Below are 18946 nucleotides of genomic sequence, written 5' to 3' on the forward strand. Positions count from 1 at the left end.
CCACACGGCCCGTCCCCCGTATCCGACGATCCAGAGTCTTCTGGACAGAATCGGCAACAAAATCAACTGCAGATTACATCACCACAACCGTCGTGCCAACATCGACCCGCTCATAGAGGTCGACGACGTCCTCGTTGCGCATGCGAATGCAGCCCGACGACACGGCGCCGCCGATCGTCCAGGGCTGGTTGGTGCCGTGGATGCGGTAGAGCGTCGAGCCGAGATAGAGCGCGCGCGCGCCGAGCGGGTTCTCGACGCCGCCGGCGACATAGGTCGGCAGATAACGGCCGTTGGCGGCCTCGCGCGAGATCATCTGCGCCGGCGGTCGCCATTCGGGCCAGACCTTCTTCTGCGAGATCTTGTGCTTGCCGGCCCATTCGAATCCCGGCTTGCCGGTGCCGACGCCATAGCGCCGCGCCTTGCCGTTGTTCTCGACCAGATAGAGGAAATTCTCCCTCGTATCGATGACGATCGTGCCCGGCTTCTCCGGACCGTCATAGGCCACCTCCTGCGGCAGGTAGATCGGGTTGATCTGCGGCCGCGCGAGCAGGCGCTTCTTGGCCGGCGCCTGCATCGCCGCCGTGTGCAGCTGAGCCGGTTGCGCCTGCCGTTGAGAACGGCGCTGCGGCATTTGCATCTCTTGCCGGTTCTGGCGGACGATGCCCGGCGCGCGGCCGAGCTGCAGCACCCAGGGCGCCGAAAGGTCGGGGCTCACCATCACCGGCGGCCTGTCCGCATAGCGGTCATTGGCGCTGGAGGATGTAGCGGCAGCGGCCAGTACGGCCGCGGCGCCGAGCAGCGGGAACAAAAGTGTCTTCATCGGAACGCACCTTGATCATCGAACACGCCGGGGCCCAAAAGCGTCCCCGATTTCGCGGACATTGGGCGCGGAGCGGCAACCGAAACGTGAATCGGAATGTGTAAAATGCTCCATTGTCAGTAAACCTTTCGGTGTGGTTACCGGCCGGTTCAGGAATCTGGTAAAGCCGGAGTAAAAGGCAGCGCTGAGGCGCATTAACGAATGGAAATCCGCCATGGATGAGAAGACAGGCCTGCTCGCCGGCCCAGATGGTATCGCGCGCTGCTTCTGGCACGGCAATCTGCCGGATTATTTGCACTACCACGATCATGAATGGGGCCGGCCGGTCACCGACGACCGCAGGCTGTTCGAAAAAATCTGCCTCGAAGGCTTTCAGTCGGGCCTGTCCTGGCTGACCATATTGCGCAAGCGCGAGAATTTCCGCGAGGCGTTCGCCGGCTTCGATATCGACAAGATCGCCGCCTTCACCGACGAGGATGTCGAGAGCCTGCTCGGCAATGCCGGCATCATCCGCCACCGCGGCAAGATCGTCTCGACCATCAACAACGCCAAGCGCGCCCGTGAAATGGCCGACGAGGCCGGCTCGCTGGCTGCCTGGTTCTGGAAGTTCGAACCCGGCCCGGATCAGCGGCCCGAAATCGTCGATCTCGCCCATCTGCGCGCCAACCCGACCACGACAATCTCTGTGCGGATGTCAAAGGAGCTGAAAAAACGCGGCTGGAGCTTTGTCGGCCCGACCACCGTCTACGCCTTCATGCAGGCCATGGGGCTGGTCAACGACCATCTCGAGGGCTGTGTCTGCCGCGAGCAGGTCGAGGCGGAGCGCAAGGCGTTCAAGCGGCCGAAGTGAGCTTCTTTTTGCCTTCTCCCACAAAGGGGAGAAGGCAGGCCGCTCAAAAACTTAAGCGCCGCTGGCGCCGGCCAGAAAAAGCCCGGCGACGATGGCCGCAACCGTGGCAAGGGCTGGGTAGATCACCAGCAGGCCAGTCACCAGCGCATCGCGCATGGTCGGTCCTGTACGATCGCCCGCGGCAACCTCGAACGGTCCCGCCATTTGGGTTGCAGGCCTCGGTGCATGATGATCGGCCGGCCGCAGCCGGGGCCGCTCGCGGGCGCCGCTGTCGATGATGTCGAATTGCCGTGCCGTGGTCATGGCTCGAACCCCTTGTTTCGGCGCGCTTTATCGGCTGCGATTGTGTCGGCACGATGCCGCGCTCATGGCGGAATTGTTTCGTTTTGGCCCGGTGTGTTTCAGGAAAGGTGCAAACCCTTGCCGCTCCCGGCTGCATCGGTTAGGACACCCGCGCTGTGGAAATTCAGTAATTTTGCCGATCCACGGAACGCTAGGAAACACCGAGTACCCATACGATGGCCGACAAATCGGAAAAGATGAAAGCGCGGCTGCCGCGCGGGCTTGTCGACCGCGGCGCCGACGATATCCGCGCCGTCGAGAAGATGATGGCGACGATCCGCTCGGTCTATGAGCTTTACGGCTTCGAGCCGGTCGACCAGCCGATGATCGAATACACCGATGCGCTGGGCAAATTCCTGCCCGACCAGGACCGGCCGAACGAGGGCGTATTCTCCTTCCAGGACGATGATGACCAGTGGCTGTCGCTGCGCTACGATTTGACCGCGCCGATGGCCCGCTTCGTCGCCGAGAACTTTGAGCGTCTGCCGAAACCCTATCGCAGCTACCGCTCCGGCTGGGTGTTCCGCAACGAGAAGCCCGGCCCCGGCCGCTTCCGCCAGTTCATGCAGTTCGACGCCGACACGGTCGGCACGCCGGGTGTGGCGGCGGACGCCGAAATGGCGATGATGATGGCCGACGTGATGGAGGCGCTGGGCATCAAACGCGGCGACTACGTCATTAGGGTCAACAATCGCAAGGTGCTCGACGGCGTGCTCGAGGCGATCGGCCTCGGTGGCGACGAGAACGTCGGCCGCCGGCTGACGGTGCTGCGGGCGATCGACAAGCTGGACAAGCTTGGTCCGGAAGGCGTGCGGTTGCTGTTGGGACAGGGCCGCTGGGATGGGGGCAGGGAAGGCGAGGGAGATTTTACCAAGGGTGCGGGGCTGACCGGTCCTCAAATTGATAGGTTGGAAGCGACGGTGCTGTTCTTCGCTACCGGAGCTCGATTCACAAAGTCAAAAGGGATCGCTGCTGAGGACGATTTCATTTTGGACGGAAGGGAAGCGAACGATCCAGAGGCGCTGTGTCTCAGTAACAAACATCTCGTGCAGATGATCCGAAACCGTGGAGCCGACAATCAGACAGGTCAGGAGGCGGCGAATGAACTCGATACGCTGGCTTCAATTTTTCAATCTAGCGGTTATGGAACAAAACGAATTCTGATCGACCCTTCCGTCGTTCGTGGTCTCGAATATTATACCGGTCCGGTCTACGAAGCCGAGCTCCTGGCCGAGATCCCCAACGAAGAGGGAAAAATCGTGCGCTTCGGCTCGGTTGGCGGTGGCGGGCGTTATGACGGCCTCGTCTCGCGCTTTCGTGGCGAGCCGGTGCCGGCGACCGGCTTTTCCATCGGCGTCTCCAGGCTGATGACGGCGCTCAAAAACCTCGGCAAGCTCGACACGTCGGATGTCATCGCGCCGGTCGTCGTGCTCACCATGGACAAGGACACAGAAAGTCTCGGACGCTACCAGAAGATGGTGGCCGAGCTGCGTGCCGCCGGCATCCGCTCCGAAATGTATCTTGGCGGCGCCGGCATGAAGGCGCAGCTCAAATATGCCGACCGTCGCGGCAGCCCCGTCGCCATCATCCAGGGCGGCGACGAGCGCGCCAAGGGTGAGGTGCAGATCAAGGACCTGATCGAGGGCGCCCGCATGTCGGCGGAGATTGCGGACAACGCCGAATGGCGCGCCGCACGCCCGGCGCAGGTGACGGTGGCGGAAAGCGAGCTGGTCGCCGAGGTGAGGAAGATACTGGCGGCGCAGTCCGAGGAGCGAGCGCGTGGCAAGTAGGGCGCCGCTCCCTTCTCCCCTTGTGGGAGAAGTGGCCTCGCGAAGCGAGGTCGGATGAGGGGTGTTGGAAGAAACTCGACGCCGGTGCTCCGTCCAGCACCCCTCATCCGTCTCGGCGCTACGCGCCGATCCACCTTCTCCCACAGGGGGAGAAGGGAAGGGCGCCTGCCATGACCTCCCGCTACCCCGCCATCGCATCAGACATCGCCAAGCTCTTCGCCGCGCGCAACACCCATGCGGTGGAAGTCGCGGTGCTGCAGCCGGCCGACCCATTCCTCGACATGGCAGGAGAGGATCTGCGCCGCCGCATCTTTCTCACCGAAAGCGAGACCGGCCTCACACTTTGCTTGCGGCCCGAATTCACCATTCCGGTATGCCTTGATCACATCAGCTCGCAGGCCGGCACGCCGCGCCGTTATTCCTATCTCGGCGAGGTGTTTCGCCAGCGCCGCGAGGGCGGCAATGAATTCTTCCAGGCCGGCATCGAGGATCTCGGCGACCGCGACACGGCGCAAGCCGATGCCCGTTCGCTGGCCGATGCCCATGCGCTGCTTTCGCTGGTGCTGCCGGACCAGGCACTGGCGGTCACGCTCGGCGACCAGACCATATTCGAGGCGGTGCTCGCCGCGCTCGGCCTGCCGCGCGGCTGGCGCATGCGGCTGGCGCGGGCTTTCGGTTCGGCGGCGATGCTGGAGGCAGCGCTTGCCGACCTCGCCAACCCGCCACGCAACGGCCAGCTCGCCGGCCCGGTCGCCGCCCTTGTCCTCGATGGCGACCTGGAAGGGCTTTCGTCGCACATCGCCGGCGGCATGGAGCAGGCGGGTCTGTCCGCGTCGGCCGGGCGGTCGCCGGCCGACATTGCTAGGCGACTCATCGAAAAGGCCGAACTGCGCAGCGTGCGGCTGTCGAACGAGGCGTTTTCGGCGCTGAAGGATTTTCTGGCGATCGACGTGGCGCTTGACGGCGCCGCACTGGCGCTCGAAACCTTTGCGGCCGGCGCCGGTCTTTCGCTTGGCGCGGCGCTGGACAATTTTTCTGCACGCGCAAAATCGATCGAATCTCTTGGCCTGCCCGCGGCAAAAATCCGCTACGATGCCGCCTTCGGCCGTCCGCTCGACTACTACACCGGCCTGGTCTTCGAGATCGCGGCGGAAAACGGCGACCGGCCGCTGGCCGGCGGCGGCCGCTATGACCACTTGCTGACGCTGCTCGGCGCGAAAACGCCGATCCCCGGCGTCGGCTTTTCCGTTTGGCTCGACCGCATCGAAGCGTTGCGGGAGAAGGCGCAATGATCACGCTGGCGATCCCGTCGAAGGGCCGGCTCAAGGAGCAGGCGCTGGAGGTGCTGGCCAACGCCGGGCTTGCCGTCAGCCTGCCCGGCGACGAGCGTAAATACCGCGCCCGCATCGAAGGTGTGGAGAGCGTCGAGGTGGCGTTTCTGTCAGCGTCCGAAATATCAGGCGAGATCGGCCAGGGCTCGGTCGACCTCGGCATCACCGGCGAGGATCTGTTGCGCGAAAGCTTCGCCGATTGGGAGGCGCGTGCGGAGATCGTCGCCCGCCTCGGTTTCGGCAACGCCGATGTCGTGGTGGCGGTGCCCGACATATGGCTCGACGTCGATACGATGGCCGATCTCGACGATGTCGCCGCCGATTTCCGACAGCGCCACGGCAGGCGGCTCAGGATCGCCACAAAATACTGGCGGCTGACGCAGCAATTCTTTTCGCAAAAGCACGGCATCCAGGTTTATCGCATCGTCGAGAGCCTGGGCGCCACCGAAGGCGCGCCGGCGGCAGGATTGGCCGATGTCGTCGTCGACATCACCACGTCAGGCTCGACGCTGCGCGCCAATCATCTGAAGGTGCTCGCCGACGGTGTCATCCTGCGCTCGCAGGCCTGCCTTGTCGCGTCGCGGAAGCTGCGTACGGCGGCGGACGAAGCAATCTTGCGCGACATCGCGGCGAAGATGGCAGGCGCAATCCCTCCCCCTTGAGGGTGGGCAGCCGACGAAGGCGGATGGACGGGTTGGGTCGTTGTCGCGCGGCATGAACCGACCCTACCCGCCTCGCTTCGCTCCGAACTCTCCACTCAACGGGGAGGGATCGCCGCGCTCCAGTACCATCAACGGGATTTCCACCACCCCGGCAGGCTGATAGACTCGGCCCGCCTGCGGAGGAGACGGCGATGCCGATCAGTCTCGACGAGTTGAAGAATGCCACGAACCTGCGCGGCCGCCGCCCGCGCAATGGCGCCACGTTTGTCGCGCCGGTCGACGGCCGGGCGCATGTGTCGGGCGAGCGCACCGTTCCGCTGCTGCAGCAGACCATCCCGGCGCTGCTTTCGGACACCGTCAGCAAATACGGCACGCTCGATGCCGCCGTCTTCGTCGAACAGGACAAGCGCTTCACCTGGAGCGAACTTTCAGACACGGTGGATGCCCTGGCCGCAGGCTTCCTGGCGCTCGGCCTCGAAAAGGGCGACCGCGTCGGCATCTGGTCGCCGAACCGCTGGGAATGGCTGGTGACGCAATTCGCCACCGCGCGCATCGGCCTGATCCTGGTCAATATCAATCCGGCCTACCGGCTGACCGAGCTGGATTATGCGTTGAACAAGGTCGCTTGCCGAGCGCTCGTCACGGCCGCCAAATTCAAGACGTCCGACTATCTCGGCATGATCGAGACGCTCGCGCCGGAGATCGCGACTGCGACTCCCGGCAAACTTGAGGCGAAAAAATTGCCGGCGCTGAAGATCGTCATCCGCATGGGCGAGGAGAATTCGCCCGGCATGTTCAATTTCGCCGACGTGCTGGCGATGGCAGGACGCGACGAGCATGACAGCCTCGACCGGATCTCCGAGGGGCTGAAGCCCGGCGACGCCATCAATATCCAGTTCACCTCAGGCACGACAGGCGCGCCAAAGGGCGCGACGCTGACCCACAACAACATCGTCAACAACGGCAATTTCGTCACCTCGGCGATCAGGCTGACCGTTGACGACTGCTTGTGCATCCCGGTGCCGCTCTATCACTGCTTCGGCATGTCGATGGGCACGATCGGCTGCGTCACCAAGGGCGCAACCATGGTCTTCCCGGGCGAGGGCTTCGATGCCGGCGCCACGCTGAAGGCGGTGGCGGGCGAGCACTGCACCGGCCTCTACGGCGTGCCGACCATGTTCGTCGGCCTGCTCGACCATCCGGATTTTGAAACCTTCGATCTCACCAGCCTGCGCACCGGCATCATGGCCGGATCGCCGTGCCCGATCGAGGTGATGAAGAAGGTGGTGTCGCTGATGCACATGGCAGAGGTGACCATCGCCTATGGCATGACCGAGACCAGCCCGGTGTCGTTCCAGAGCAGCGTCGACGACCCGCTGGAAAAGCGCGTCTCGACGGTCGGCCGTGTCCATCCCCATGTCGAGGTCAAGGCGATCGATGCCGATGGCGCCACCGTTGCGGTCGGCGCGCCGGGCGAACTCTGCACACGCGGCTATTCGGTGATGAAGGGCTATTGGGACGACGAGGAAAAAACCCGCGAGGCGATCGATCCCGACGGCTGGATGCACACCGGCGACCTCGCCACCATCGACGCCGAGGGCTATTGCAACATCGTCGGCCGGGTCAAGGACATGGTCATTCGCGGCGGCGAGAACGTCTATCCGCGCGAGGTCGAGGAGTTCCTCTATCGCCATCCCAAGGTCAGGGAAGTGCAGGTGTTCGGCATTCCCGACCCGAAATATGGCGAGGAGCTTTGCGCGTGGATTGTGCTCAAGCCGGGCCAGATCGCCACCGAGCAGGAGATCAAGGCCTTTTGCGCCGGCCAGATCGCCCATTACAAGATCCCGCGCCACATCCGCTTTCGCACCGAACTGCCGATGACCGTGACCGGCAAGCCGCAGAAGTTTCTCATGCGCGAGGCGATGGTTGGCGAACTGGGGCTGGTGACGCCGAAGACCGCCTGAGGGGCGGACGCTCCCGGCGGAGCATCGTAGTCATGTTGTCGTCTGGTTAGGCGTCGCAATGTTGGTCCGCCTTGCGGACGCTCCGAACATTCCCGACGCATTTCAGGGGTGGGCCTTCGCTTATCGTCCGGAACCCGGGCCAAAGCGACAGCGACGTTGGGGTAGCTGCTCTTTGCGATCGCCCGTGCGAGACGGACTCTTCCGGGGTGGAGAAAAGCGGTTGGCTACCTATTTCGGAAGAGAGCGGATGGGGAGACAAGGCCGAAATCTCGGCCCCAAAGCGAAAGGAACCCGCAATGGCGAAGAATACGATTTGCCTCTGGTACGATAAGGACGCCGAGGCTGCCGCCCGCTTCTACTCCGAGATATTTCCTGACAGCGTGGTGAGTGCCGTGCACCGTGCACCCAGTGACTACCCGGCCGGCAAAGAGGGCGACGTGTTGACGGTCGAATTCACAGTTGCGGGCCTTCCTTGTATCGGCCTCAACGGGGGTCCCGAGTTCAAGCACAACGAAGCGTTCTCTTTCCAGATCGCCACCGATGATCAGGAGGAGACCGACCGCTATTGGAATGCCATCGTCGGCAACGGCGGCCAGGAGAGCGTGTGCGGCTGGTGCAAAGACAAATGGGGGATTTCCTGGCAAATCACGCCGCGCGTGCTGACTGACGCGATGGCGGCTGGCGGCGACGAGGCAAAGCGCGCGTTTGATGCCATGATGACCATGGTGAAAATCGACGTCGCCGCGATCGAGACGGCGCGGCGCGGTTGACGCTCCCATCGCGTCTTGCGGCCAAATTGTTGCCAGAGCGTGTCGCTCGCCACCCAAGTGCGGCCGTCCAGCCGCCAGCTTTGCGTTGCTGCGATCATCAGTCACTTGCGACTAAAAACGGTCTGATTTCCCGGTTCGAGTCTCAAGCGGGACCACTATCCTGCTACTGTAAGTCGCGTATGCTGCATCTTCGGTATGCCTTCGATGATTTGGCGAGCGCGAACCGTGCCACTCAAAACCCGACTGACCGAACGTTTTGCGATCACGCATCCCATCCTCCTCGCTCCTATGGGCGTGATGGCAGGCGGACGGCTTGCAGCAGCGGTGTCGCATGCCGGCGGGCTCGGTTTGATCGGCGGCGGCTATGGCGATGAAGCTTGGCTGGACAATGAATTTGCCGCCGCGGGCAGTGCGCGCGTCGGATGCGGCTTTATCACATGGTCGCTGGCAACCAGGCCGCATCTGCTCGACCGCGTGTTGGAGCGGCAGCCCGCGGCGCTCATGCTTTCATTCGGCTCGCCTGCACCCTTCGCCGCGCATATCAGAGAAGCGCGAGTGCCTATCATCTGCCAAGTCCAGTCGATGTTGCACGCCCGTGAGGCGCTCGACGTCGGCGCAGATGTAATTGTGGCGCAGGGCAAAGAAGCCGGCGGCCACAGCGGTCACCGCTCGACCTTCACGCTCGTTCCCGAGATTGCCGATCTTCTGGCGAAACAGGCGCCGCAGACGCTTCTCGTGGCGGCGGGTGGCGTTGGCGACGGTCGAGCGCTTGCCGCGGCATTGATGCTCGGCGCCGACGGCGTGCTTGTCGGCACGCGGTTCCTTGCGACTGCAGAGTCCGCTGCGCCGCGCGGATTCCAGGAGGCTATCATCGCCGCCGATGGCGATAAGACGATCAAGACCACAACCGTCGACATCGCCCGGAACTATCGTTGGCCGACAGACGAATTCGTCGCGCGCGTGCTGAGGACTCGATTTGTCGCCGCCTGGCATGGCCGCGAATGTCAGCTGGCTGAAGCGCCGACGCTGGCCATCCAGAGCAGCGACTATTGGGACGCTTTTTACGCTGGCGATGTTGAGAACACCGGAGTTTTGATGGGGGAAGTGGCCGGAGTGATCCGAAGCGTGGAGTCGGCTGGACGCGTGATCGAGGACATGGTTGGACAAGCCGAGCGTCTGCTCGCGGCCGGGCCGCGACGTATGGTCGATTGACTGCTCAGTTTCTCTTCTACCCTACCTGATTAATTGCACACCACCTCGGCCATTGCGCGGATGTTCTTGCCAGTTCGACGCATTCGTCGTGCCGCATCTTTCTTGCGCCGCCAGGCGAGGTAGATGGCGCGCTGCGGCATCGGTTCGTGGAGTGGGCAAGATCTCCAGATCGCGCAATGGCGCTGGCTGGCCCTGCCGCTATTCCCGGGATGAGCGTGACGCCGAGCCCGTGCGCCACCATCTGCAGCAGCGTCGGGGCGCGGACGATCAAAGCGACCTTCGCACTCTCGTGCGAAGCGCACGCCCGCCGCCAGCAGAAGCGCCGGTGATCACCGCTGACTCTTCCGCTTCAATCCGACGGCGTCAGGCTGGCAAGGCTAAACCGCCGGTCCTTCGAGCCCGCTTCTCTCGTGCGATTTCCACAGGTACCAGCCGAGGACGGTACCGAAGAAGAATGTGTGGGCAATGAACTGCACGACCGGGCTTGCTTGCAGGAACCAGGGGAATGCGATCGGCGCGATCACATAGAAATTGACGAGCCACAAGGCGAGGCCAAAGACGCTGCCGAGACCAATGAAGGCTGCTCGCCCTCGCAGCATTGCGGCAATCTCCCCGAACACGATCCCATAGGCGATGGCCAGGATCAAATGCACGATCACGCCAGCGATGCTGGCCGTCAAGAGCGGGTAGCCGGGATCGAGAGCTTCCGGTCCAAGCGCGATGGCGCCGATCATGCGCAGGGGCATGAAGAACGCTTCCGCCCCCATCATGAACGCACTCGCCGTCATTTCAAACGCCGCAAAGACGAGGCCTGCGACAATGCCCGCAACGGCCCCCTGCTGGAGACCCCATCGGATGTCGCGCGGCGTCACCGGCGTGTGGATGTAATCACGGTAAGCCATAACACTGCTCCTTGTTCTGGACGCAGACTCATCCGCAAATCAATGCCGGGCACGCGTCGGCGGTTCCGGGCGTCCGGTACGATTCACGAGGATTTGATTGAAGTTGATGTTTCTCAAGCCTAGCGGACGATTCGGCCCTTCGCCCGCATCGACGCTGCAGCCATGCAGCTTCCCCGCGACCGCCCCAATCCAGCTGTTACCTCGCGCGAGACCTCAGCTGGCTCCATAGATCGTAGCCCGCAAGGAGGACGCCGATGCCGACCGCAACGCCTAGATCGGGATGCGGGACGAACCGGATTACGACGCCGAAAAACCCCAGAAAGACAACAAACGCCAAGACGGCCAGGAAGCGGCTCAAATTCATCTATTGTCCTCCACTCGCCGCGGCATCCTCGTCTCAGCCTCCGTAGATCAGGTTGGGCAGCCCGTACACGATCTGCGGGAAGATGTAGATGATGACCATGCACAGGATAACGATCAGCATATAGGGCATCATTCCGCGGAAAATATCCGAAAGCTGAACATGCGGCGGCGAAATGCCCTTGAGGTAGTAGGCCGACATCGCCATGGGCGGCGACAGAAAGGCCGTCTGAAGGTTGACCGCGACGAGCACGCCGAAAAACAGCGGATCGATCTCGAAATGCGCCAACAGCGGCAGGAAGATCGGAACGAAGATCACGATAATCTCGGTCCATTCCAGCGGCCAGCCCAGGATGAAGATGATGATCTGGGCGACGATCAGAAACATCAACGGCGACATGTCGAGGCCGGTGACGAAATCGCTGATCAGTTGCTGGCCTCCCAGATAGGCAAAGACAGAGGCGAAGGTCGCGGAGCCGACGAACAGCCAGCACACCATCGCGGTCGTGCGCGCCGTCAAATAGACGGACTCCTTCAGGCGTTGCCACGTCAGGGCCCGGTAGGCGGCGGCCAGCACCACGCCGCCGAGCGCGCCAACGGCGGCAGCCTCGGAAGGCGTGGCGAGACCGAAGAGAATAGCGCCGAGCACCGCGAGGATCAGGACCGCCAGAGGGACGAAGGACGTCAGCAGCATCCAGCTGATTTGCAGGACCGAATAATGCCCTACCTCGTCTCGGGTCGGCTTCGGCGCCGCCTGCGGCTGCAGCATCGCCTTCGCCACCACATAGATCAGATAGAGGCCGGCAAGCAGCAGTCCTGGAAGCAGGGCTGCAGCATACATACGGACCACCGAAACTCCCGCCGTCGCGCCATAGACGATGAGCAGAATGGACGGCGGAATGAGGATGCCCAGGGTTCCGCCCGCGCAGATCACTCCCGAGGCATAGCTGACGTCGTACCGCGCCTTCAGCATGGCGGGAAACGCCAGCAGGCCCATGAGTGTCACGACCGCGCCGACAATGCCAGTAGCCGTTGCGAAAAGGGTACAGGTGATGAGGGCGGCGACCGCCATGGAGCCAGGAATGTGCCGGGTGGCGATATAGAGGGTGCCGAAAAGGCGCTCGATGATGTTGGCCCGCTCGACGATGTAGCCCATGAACAGGAACAGCGGGATAGCGGTCAGCACGTCGTTCGAGATCACTGAATAGGTCTGATTCACGAACAGATCGAAAATGCGGTTGTTGAAGAAGCCGCCGATCCAATGCTCCGTAAGCGTCCAGGCGTCGGCACCATCCTCAACCGCCCGTTCGTAGGCGCGCCACATGCGTCCCGGATTTAAATAAGCGTAGTAGCCAAAGGCGACCCCGAGCGCCATCAAAGTGAACGCAACCGGGAAGCCAAGGAAGATCGCCAGAAGCAGAATGAGCAGCATCGCGACGGCGACCTGAGGATCGCTCACCTGTCTTCTCCGTCGCGGTCGGGTTCATTGTCGGGGTGGAGGAATGGAAGGTCGACTGCTTCCGACCCGTGATGCAGAACATCGAGCGTCTTGGCTTCCATCAGCACCTTCTCGGTCTCTTCCACGTCTTCAGCCGCGCGCGGCCATGTTCCGGTTCGTAGACAGACGACGCAGCGGAACACCTGAGCAATCCCCTGCACGAAGAGCAGAATGCCTGCCGCCACGATGACGGTCTTGAACTGGAAGATCGGAATCCCGGCCGGACTGTTCGAGCTTACCTCGAGATAGCGGAAGCTGCGTGCGGCATACTTCCATCCGGCCAGAACCAACGCCGTCACGCCTGGGAAGAAGAAGATGAAGTACAGGACAAGTTCGACCGCCGCTTGCACGCGCGGCCTCCACAGACGGTAGACGAAATCGCCGCGCACATGCCCGTCTCGCGACAAGGTGTAGGCGCCGGCCATCATGAACATAGTGCCGTAGAGCATGTAGCTGAGGTCGAATGCCCACGCGGTCGGCGCGCTGAACAGGTATCGCACGACAACTTCATAGCTCACGCCGAGCGTCATGATAACGACGCTCCACGCGAACACCTTTCCAAACCAGGCCGAAAGTTCATCGGCGAATGCAATGTAACGGAGCATGTCTCGGGTTCCGTCAGATACAATCCGGCGATCCGCAAGACCGCCGGATTTGCCGAAGCGGAGGCGCGAATTAGAGCTTCAGCTTGCCGGGGAAGTAATGTTCGTATGCCAGTGTCAGGTCGGCTGAATTCATAAGCTCGTAGTAGACAACGCGTTCGACCCATTGGCGCTGGCTATCGAGCACCCGCTTCATGAACTCATCCGCCTCCAGCGTCGGGATGATCTTGTCCCAAGCCTGGAGTTGTGCGTCGAGAATCTCCTTGGAGGTGCGGTGCACGGTGACACCGTGCTCGGTCTGCAGTTTCTGCAGGTCGGCCGAATAGTTGTCGAGGGCGACTGCGGTGGTCGCGGTGCTGGCCGCCTCCACGCCATATTCGAGGATGGCCTTCAAATCGTCGTCGAGGTCGTCGAATACGTCCTTGTTGAACAGGAATTCGAACGACTCGCTCGCCTGATGGTAGGACGACAAAATGTAGTTCTTGGCGACGTCCTGCGAACCGAAGCGAAGGTCGGATGACGGATTGTTGAATTCGAAGGCGTCGATAACCCCGCGTTCCATTGCCGGCACGATTTCACCGCCGGGCAGCTGCGCCACGCTAAAGCCGAGGTTCTGCATGAGATCGGCGGCAAGACCCACCGTCCGGTACTTGAATCCCTGCAGTTCGGCGGTGGTGGTGACAGGCTTCTTGAACCAGCCGAACGGCTGCGCCGGCATTGGGAAGCCATAGAAGCCGACCACGTTGAGGCCCATGATGTCCTGCGTCAGCTCGCGGTAGAGATCCTTGCCGCCGCCCTGGTGGAACCAGGCGAGCATTGTGGTGGCGCTGCCGCCAAACACAGGGCCAGTTCCGAAAAGCGACGCGGCCTTGTGCTTGCCGTACCAGTAGACGGGGACGGTATGCGCCGCGTCGATGACGCCGTCATTGACGCCATCCAGCACCTGGAACGCGCCCACGACCGCACCCGCGGGCAGGAGCTCGAACTTCAGCCGGCCGCCCGACATCTTTTCGACGCGCTCTATGTATAGCCGCGCGAAATCCATCCAGATGTCCGACGCAGGCCAGGAGGTCTGCATCTTGATGGTCACCGGCGCCTGCGCCAGTACGGCCGGGGCCGAGAGCGTCGTCGCTGCAGCCGCACCGGCCGTGATGGCGGTGGACTTTTCCAGGAACCCGCGACGCGAGATTTTCTTGTCGGACATTTACTCCTCCCACTGTTGTAAACTCTTCTGCCACAACCAGAATATGCAAACTCGCCCTTCACGCAACCAATTTCGCTGCCGGTGACATCGGACCTCGGGCATCTGGTCCGGCACAAGCGCCACTGTGTTTCCGCATCCGACTTTTTAGTAGTCGGCGCGTATCCTCCATCTGGTTCCCATAACGAATGTAGGACTGCGGCGCAGGCTGCCAAGGCGGTCGTAACGATCCCCAGTGTTGGCCGTCCGCGAAAGGACCCTGTTTATGGAAGCATGGGCCCCTTGCTCGCAGCTTGGAAACGAGATTGAGGTCAATCGGACCCTCTGATCCTCCACCTCACGCCGCCAGCATTGCCTGATCCAGCCCGCGGATAATCTTGACCAGTTCGAGACATTCGTCGTGCCGGACCTTGTTGCGCCGCCAGGCGAGGCAGATCGTGCGCTGCGGCATCGGTTCCTGGAACGGCACGATCTTCAAATCGCGCATGGCGCTGGCCGGCCCTGCGGCCATTTCCGGGATGAGTGTGACGCCGAGCCCGTGCGCCACCATCTGCAGCAGCGTCGTCAGGCTGGTTGCGCCATAGCTCGCCATTGCCACCGGCCGCACGCTGCCGCAGACGGCAAGCGCCTGTTCGCGCAGGCAGTGGCCTTCCTCCAGCAGCATCAGCCTTTCCAAGGCCGGGCTTTCCGGCGGCACCGGCGGCGAGGCGAATGCGGGATCGCCGGCCGGCACGGCAAGGAAGAATCGGTCGGAGAAAAGCGGCTCGGTGATCAGCCAAGGCTGATCGAGGGGAACGGCCGCGACGAAGGCGTCGAGCTTTCCCAGGGCGGTGTCCTCGACCAGCGACGCAGTCACCGCTTCGCGCAATTCGAGCTGCAAGGCCGGAAAATGCCGTTTCAGCTCCGGCAGCACATGCGGCAGGAGATAGGGCGCCACCGTCGGGATGATGCCGAGCCGGAAGCGCCCTTCCATGGCGGGGCGGCCACGCCGGGCCGTGGTCTCGATCTCGCGGATATCGGCAAGAATGCGCTCGATGCGCGGCAGCATGGCCAGTGCCTCGTCGGTCATCCGAACCGATTTGCCGCCGCGCTCGAACAGCCGGCAATTCAGCCGCAGCTCCATCTCCGCGATCTGCGAGGACAGCGCCGGCTGACTGACGCCGGCCAGCTTCGCCGCGCGGCCGAAATGCAGCGTCTGTGCCAGCGCCTCGAAATACTGCATCTGCCGGACGGTGAGACCTATCATAAGGAAAGCCTATCGCAACAAACAGGAAAGGCAATTTGTTTTTATCGGCAATGCGGCCTAGTCTGGAACCATTCCAGAATGGCGTGGCTCAGACCTGCCCGGAAACCCTGCAAAATCGGAGAGAAAGATGGACGCGAAAAACGACGACAATAGCGCGGGCAAATGCCCCGTCGCGCATGGATCCGCCAGCAGGACCAACCGTGACTGGTGGCCGAACCAGCTTGACCTCGGCGTTCTCCACCAGCAGTCGAGCCTCTCGGACCCTATGGGCGAGGACTTCGACTACGCCAAGGAGTTCAACAGCCTCGATCTCGATGCGGTGATCGAGGACCTGCATCATGTGATGACGGATTCGCAGGACTGGTGGCCGGCCGATTTTGGCCATTACGGGCCGTTGTTCATCCGCATGGCCTGGCACAGCGCGGGCACTTATCGCATAGGCGACGGCCGCGGCGGCGCCGGCGCCGGCCAGCAGCGGTTCGCGCCGCTCAACAGCTGGCCGGACAACGCCAATCTCGACAAGGCACGGCGGCTCTTGTGGCCGGTCAAGCAGAAATACGGCAGGAAAATTTCCTGGGCCGACCTGTTGATCCTCACCGGCAATGTCGCGCTGGAATCGATGGGCTTCAAGACGTTCGGCTTTGCCGGCGGCCGCGCCGACGTCTGGGAGCCCGAGCAGGATGTGGACTGGGGTTCCGAGACCAAGTGGCTCGGCGACGAGCGTTATTCGGGCGACCGCGAGCTGCACGGCCAACTCGGCGCCGTGCAGATGGGCCTGATCTACGTCAATCCGGAAGGGCCGAACGGCAAGCCGGATCCACTGGCCTCGGCACGTGATATTCGCGAGACCTTCCGCCGCATGGCGATGAACGACGAAGAGACCGTGGCGCTGATCGCCGGCGGCCACACGTTCGGCAAGACCCATGGCGCCGGAGATGCCGCTCTGGTGGGGGCGGAGCCGGAAGGCGCCGGCATCGAGGCGCAGGGCCTCGGCTGGTCGAGCAAGCATGCCACCGGCATTGCCGGTGACGCCATCACCTCGGGGCTCGAGGTCACTTGGACCACGACGCCGACCAAGTGGAGCAACAACTTCTTCGATAATCTGTTCAACTACGAATGGGAACTGACGAAGAGCCCGGCCGGCGCCCATCAGTGGACGCCGAAGGGCGGCGCCGGCGCGGCCACGGTGCCGGACGCGCACAATCCGTCAAAGCGTCACGCGCCAGCCATGTTGACCACCGACCTCGCTTTGCGCTTCGATCCCGCCTACGAGAAGATCTCGCGGCGTTTCCACCAGAATCCGGATCAGTTCGCCGACGCCTTCGCCCGCGCCTGGTTCAAGCTGACCCACCGCGACATGGGCCCGATTGTCCGCTATCTCGGCCCGCTGGTGCCGAAGGAAGAGCTGATCTGGCAGGATCCTGTCCCGGCGGTCGACCACGAGCTGGTCGGCGAGCAGGATATTGCGTCGCTGAAGGCGAAGATCCGGGCGTCGGGCCTGTCGGTTTCCGAACTGGTTTCGACCGCCTGGGCGTCGGCCTCGACGTTCCGCGGCTCCGACAAGCGCGGCGGCGCCAACGGCGCACGCATCCGCCTTGCGCCGCAGAAGGACTGGGACGTCAACCAGCCGGCCGAACTGTCGAAGGTGCTTTCGAAGCTCGAAGGCATCCAGAACGAGTTCAATGCCGCGCAGACGGGTGACAAGAAGGTCTCGCTTGCCGACCTGATCGTGCTCGGCGGCGTCGCCGCGGTCGAGAAGGCCGCCAAGGACGGTGGCCAAGACGTCAAGGTGCCGTTCACGCCGGGTCGCATGGACGCCTCGCAGGAGCAGACGGACGTCCAGTCCTTCGCCGCGCTTGAGCCGACCGCTGATGGCTTCCGCAATTATGTCCGCGGCAAGCAGCCGATGTCGATCGAAGCACTGCTGGTCGACCGGGCGCAGTTGCTGACGCTGACGGCGCCGGAGATGACGGTGCTCGTCGGCGGCCTGCGGGTGCTCGGCGCCAACGCCGGCAAGGCGAAGCATGGAGTGTTCACCGACAGGCCGGGCACGCTGACCAACGACTTCTTCGTCAACCTGCTCAGCATGAACACGATCTGGGATCCGGCCGCAGGCTCCGAGGAGGTGTACGAAGCCCGCGACCGCAAGACCAGGGAGGTCAAATGGACCGGCACCCGTGCCGACCTGATCTTTGGCTCGCACGCGCAGCTGCGAGGACTTGCCGAAGTCTATGGGTCAGCGGATGCCGGACAGAAATTCGTCAGGGATTTCGTCGCGGCCTGGACCAAGGTGATGAACCTCGACCGCTTTGAGCTTGCCTGATCCCAGCGAAACGTTCTTTCCTCCCAAGAAAAAGGCGCGGGCGATGCCCGCGCCTTTTTTGATTGGCCAAGAGGGTGTCAGTCCTTCTCGAAGATGCGGGTCTTGGCGACCACGCCGGCAATGGCGCCGCCGATCAGCGGTGCGACGATGAACAGCCAGAGCTGGCCGATCGCGGCACTAGCCGAAAACAGCGCCGGGCCGATCGAGCGGGCCGGATTGAGCGACGTGCCGGTCACCGGAATGATGGCGAAATGCAGTCCCGCCAGCGTCAGGCCGATGACAAGGCCGGCAAAGGCCGTCGTGTGGCTGCCGCTGGTGACGCCGAGGATCACCGTGACGAAGGTGAAGGTTCCGATCAGCTCCCACAGGAACGCCGAGCTGACGGCCCATTTCGTCGTGTCCCAGCCATTGGCGCCGAAGCCGCCGGTATGGCCGCCGACCTGTCCGGAGACGATGATCCACAGCGCCAGCGACGCAATGATGGCGCCGATGATCTGTGCGATCCAATAGGGGATGACGTCCTTGGCCTGCATTCGGCCGGCAAGGAACACGCCGAGCGTCACCGCCGGGTTGAGATGCGCGCCCGAGATCGGGCCGATCGCATAGGCCGCCGCAATCAGGCCGATGCCGAATGCAAGACCGATGCCTTCCTGGCCGAGTGGCAGCGCGCCGCCGAAGCCGCCCGTTACCACCGAAGCCGTGCCGATGAACACCAGTAGAAATGTGCCTAGAACTTCCGCCAGATAAGTCTTCATTGCCCTCTCCTCGTAATTTCCCGCCGATCCGCTTGCAGTTCTTCGCGAATCACGCAGCGGAAGATTACCGCAACTTCAAAAGTTTGAAAGTACAAGCAACGCGTCGGTTGAAGTCTTGGATGCCGACAAAGTTGTTCGATCTGGCGCTCCGCCGCTTGTGTGCGCCTGTCGCGCGCTTTAGAGCGACGTGCGTCCACTTGGACGCACAAAGTACGCGTCTCAAGACTCTGAATCTTCGCATCGTGCTTACCGAAAATCGATTCCGATTTTCGGGCCGATGCGATAGAGCAGGACCCCGGAATTGATTTGCTGAGTAAC

The 18946-nt window shown here is 62.9% G+C and carries 16 protein-coding genes and 1 pseudogene; 8 read left to right on the plus strand and 9 right to left on the minus strand.

The annotated features are described in order from the left end of the window. Window positions 1–73 precede the first annotated feature (73 nt). The gene (locus tag EN807_RS12345) at window positions 74–820 is read right to left on the minus strand and encodes a L,D-transpeptidase (protein WP_135935116.1); all 747 of its coding nucleotides are present in this window, start codon (window positions 818–820) and stop codon (window positions 74–76) included. 214 nt (window positions 821–1034) lie between these two features. On the opposite strand from EN807_RS12345, the gene EN807_RS12350 reads away from it, so the two are divergent. Continuing rightward, window positions 1035–1670 carry a DNA-3-methyladenine glycosylase I gene (locus EN807_RS12350; protein WP_135935117.1) on the plus strand — a complete coding sequence of 212 codons (636 nt, stop codon included), beginning with the start codon at window positions 1035–1037 and terminating at the stop codon, window positions 1668–1670. Window positions 1671–1721: 51 nt separating this feature from the next. Here the strand turns inward: EN807_RS12350 and EN807_RS12355 are convergent, their stop codons facing one another. Then, a complete protein-coding gene (locus tag EN807_RS12355; protein ID WP_135935118.1) occupies window positions 1722–1973 on the minus strand; it encodes a hypothetical protein in 252 nt (83 codons plus the stop codon). Window positions 1974–2188: 215 nt separating this feature from the next. Here EN807_RS12355 and hisS point away from each other — a divergent pair, with 215 nt between their 5' ends. From hisS to EN807_RS12385, 6 genes are all read left to right on the plus strand, one after another. Continuing rightward, window positions 2189–3802 (plus strand): histidine--tRNA ligase, encoded by a 1614-nt coding sequence (gene hisS, locus EN807_RS12360; protein WP_135935119.1) that lies wholly within the window; start codon window positions 2189–2191, stop codon window positions 3800–3802. Window positions 3803–3972: 170 nt separating this feature from the next. Next, window positions 3973–5094, plus strand: coding sequence for an ATP phosphoribosyltransferase regulatory subunit (locus EN807_RS12365; protein WP_135935120.1), 1122 nt, complete (start codon window positions 3973–3975; stop codon window positions 5092–5094). Continuing rightward, entirely contained in the window at window positions 5091–5795 is a 705-nt protein-coding gene (gene hisG, locus EN807_RS12370) for an ATP phosphoribosyltransferase (protein ID WP_135935121.1), read from the plus strand. The genes EN807_RS12365 and hisG overlap by 4 nt, the downstream gene beginning before the upstream one ends. A gap of 191 nt (window positions 5796–5986) precedes the next feature. After that, the gene (locus tag EN807_RS12375; protein ID WP_135935122.1) at window positions 5987–7759 is read left to right on the plus strand and encodes an AMP-binding protein; all 1773 of its coding nucleotides are present in this window, start codon (window positions 5987–5989) and stop codon (window positions 7757–7759) included. Window positions 7760–8055: 296 nt separating this feature from the next. Further along, window positions 8056–8529, plus strand: a complete 474-nt coding sequence (locus EN807_RS12380; RefSeq protein WP_127320097.1) for a VOC family protein — start codon at window positions 8056–8058, stop codon at window positions 8527–8529. A 225-nt stretch (window positions 8530–8754) separates the two neighbouring features. Continuing rightward, window positions 8755–9741 carry a nitronate monooxygenase gene (locus EN807_RS12385; protein ID WP_210239974.1) on the plus strand — a complete coding sequence of 329 codons (987 nt, stop codon included), beginning with the start codon at window positions 8755–8757 and terminating at the stop codon, window positions 9739–9741. A 16-nt stretch (window positions 9742–9757) separates the two neighbouring features. Here the strand turns inward: EN807_RS12385 and EN807_RS37630 are convergent. The 6 genes and pseudogenes from EN807_RS37630 to EN807_RS12415 form a co-directional block, all read right to left on the minus strand. Next, window positions 9758–9994: pseudogene (locus EN807_RS37630) on the minus strand (LysR substrate-binding domain-containing protein); the annotation flags it as partial. Between the two features lie 124 nt (window positions 9995–10118). Next, window positions 10119–10643, minus strand: a complete 525-nt coding sequence (locus tag EN807_RS12395; protein WP_135935123.1) for a hypothetical protein — start codon at window positions 10641–10643, stop codon at window positions 10119–10121. Between the two features lie 397 nt (window positions 10644–11040). Next, window positions 11041–12462, minus strand: coding sequence for a TRAP transporter large permease subunit (locus tag EN807_RS12400; protein WP_135935124.1), 1422 nt, complete (start codon window positions 12460–12462; stop codon window positions 11041–11043). Beyond that, on the minus strand, window positions 12459–13106 hold the full coding sequence (locus EN807_RS12405; protein ID WP_135935125.1) for a TRAP transporter small permease subunit: 648 nt from the start codon (window positions 13104–13106) through the stop codon (window positions 12459–12461). The genes EN807_RS12400 and EN807_RS12405 overlap by 4 nt, the downstream gene beginning before the upstream one ends. Before the next feature lie 70 nt (window positions 13107–13176). Then, window positions 13177–14307, minus strand: a complete 1131-nt coding sequence (locus EN807_RS12410; protein ID WP_135935126.1) for a TRAP transporter substrate-binding protein — start codon at window positions 14305–14307, stop codon at window positions 13177–13179. A 334-nt stretch (window positions 14308–14641) separates the two neighbouring features. Beyond that, window positions 14642–15550: a hydrogen peroxide-inducible genes activator gene (locus tag EN807_RS12415; protein ID WP_135935127.1), complete on the minus strand. Its 909-nt coding sequence runs from the start codon at window positions 15548–15550 to the stop codon at window positions 14642–14644. 127 nt (window positions 15551–15677) lie between these two features. On the opposite strand from EN807_RS12415, the gene katG reads away from it, so the two are divergent. After that, on the plus strand, window positions 15678–17873 hold the full coding sequence (gene katG, locus EN807_RS12420; RefSeq protein ID WP_135935128.1) for a catalase/peroxidase HPI: 2196 nt from the start codon (window positions 15678–15680) through the stop codon (window positions 17871–17873). 77 nt (window positions 17874–17950) lie between these two features. On the opposite strand, the gene EN807_RS12425 is transcribed toward katG, so the two are convergent. After that, on the minus strand, window positions 17951–18628 hold the full coding sequence (locus EN807_RS12425; RefSeq protein ID WP_135935129.1) for an aquaporin: 678 nt from the start codon (window positions 18626–18628) through the stop codon (window positions 17951–17953). Window positions 18629–18946: the final 318 nt, after the last annotated feature.

The organism is Mesorhizobium sp. M5C.F.Ca.ET.164.01.1.1, assembly GCF_004792125.1.
Classification (GTDB): Bacteria; Pseudomonadota; Alphaproteobacteria; order Rhizobiales; family Rhizobiaceae; genus Mesorhizobium; species Mesorhizobium wenxiniae.